We start from the raw sequence: 1,647 nt of genomic DNA on the forward strand, positions 1-1,647 counted from the left end.
GGCTCGGGGACCGGCCCGGCGTGGCCCTCAACCTCACCGCGCTGGGCTGGGTGGCCCTCCTGGCGGGGGACCTGCCGGAGACGCTGCGCCGTACGGGCGCGAGCCTCGCCGCGTACCGTCAGCTCGGCGGACGCTTCGAGGTCGCCAACGCCCTCGCGAACCTCGGGCACGCCGCCGTGCGGCTCGGGGACGTGCCGCTCGCGGAACTCCACTACCGCGACGCGGTCGCGGAGGCCCGCGCGATCGAGGCGACGGGCGTCGTCCTGGAGGTCCTCGCGGGCCTCGCGGACGCGGAACTGCTGCGCTCCCAGCCGGACCTCCAGAAGGCCGGGGCGTACGTCGGGCTGGCGCTGAGCCACCCGCGCCGCCAGCCCGACGTGGAGGCGCTCGCGCGGCCCGTCCTGGAGAAGCTGCGGACGCTGATGACGCCCGCCGAGCTGGAGTCGGCCCTCGCGCGCGGACGCGGCCTGGATCCTCAGGCGCTGCTGCCCGAGGCGGGCGTGGCGCTCGCGCCCGTCGTAGGTGAGCTCACGACGGTGCCGCGCCGTGGGAGGGCGTCGGTCACGGGGCGGCGTGCGCGGGCGTCGCCGAACACGACGCGGCCCACGCCGCCCGCGACGGCCTCGGCGGCGCCGAGGACCTTCTTCTTCATGCGGCCCTGTGCGAACTCCACGTAGTCCTCGACGTTCGCGGCGGGGATGTCGGGGATGAGGCTCGTCTCGTCGGGGAAGGCGCGCAGCAGGCCCGGCACGTTGGAGAGCAGCAGCAGCGCCTCGGCGCGCAACGCGCCCGCGAGCGCGGCGGCGGCGCGGTCGCCGTCCACGTTGATGGCGACGCCCTCGTAGCTCGCGGCGGGCGGCGTGAGGACCGGCAGGTAGCCGTTGCCCAGGAGCAGTTCCACGAGGGCGGTGTTGACGCGCTCGACGGTGCCGGTGTGGTCGCCGCGCAGGATCTTGACCTTGCCGTCCTCGACGGCGCGGACGCTGTCCTTGTGTCGGCCCTCGAAGACGCGTCCGTCGAGGCCGCTGAGTCCGACGGCGTTCACGCCGAGCCGCTGGAGGCGTTCCACGATGCCCTTGTTCATCTTGCCGCAGTAGACCATCTCGAAGATTTCGAGGGTGGCGCGGTCCGTGAAGCGGCTGGTGTAGCCGCTGGGGCTCGTGACGAAGCGCGGCGGGTGCCCGAGCGCCTCCGCGACGCGGTTCGTCTCGCCGCTCCCGCCGTGCACGAGGACGAGCGGACGCCCGGCCTTCCAGAGGTCCGCGACGTCCGCGCACACGGCGTCGTAGTCGATGCCTTCACTGCCGCCCACCTTCACCACGATCATGCGGCGGATCATAGCGTTCGTAAGATGAAAAGCGCAAATGGTTTACGAATGTAATTCGGTGGACGGGTAGAGCTCCGGCCGCAGGAACGGCGCCAGCCCCAGCGACAGCGCCTGCCGCCACACGTCCGCGCGCACCACCAGCCCACCCGTCAGCAGCCCGATCGTGCCCATCCTCGTATTGCTGGCCGTCAGGCCCGACAGCTCGTCCATCACGCGTCCCAGCTCCTCGCCCTCCCGGACGCGCGCCGCCACCACGGGCGGCAGCTCCAGCGACGCCGAACGCACCACCGACACGCGCTCCTCGCGCGCCACCGCCACCA

2 protein-coding genes are annotated in these 1,647 nt (G+C 73.1%); both read right to left on the bottom strand.

Going from position 1 to position 1,647, the window contains the following annotated elements; genetic code table 11:
* Positions 1-475: 475 nt before the first annotated feature.
* Entirely contained in the window at positions 476-1,327 is an 852-nt protein-coding gene (locus DEIPI_RS28225; protein WP_045233588.1) for a [LysW]-aminoadipate kinase, read from the bottom strand.
* A 42-nt stretch (positions 1,328-1,369) separates the two neighbouring features.
* On the bottom strand, positions 1,370-1,647 hold a 278-nt coding region (locus DEIPI_RS28230; protein ID WP_045233576.1), incomplete at its 5' end, for a DUF84 family protein.

It is taken from the genome of Deinococcus pimensis DSM 21231 (assembly GCF_000519345.1).
GTDB classification, from domain to species: Bacteria; Deinococcota; Deinococci; order Deinococcales; family Deinococcaceae; genus Deinococcus_A; species Deinococcus_A pimensis.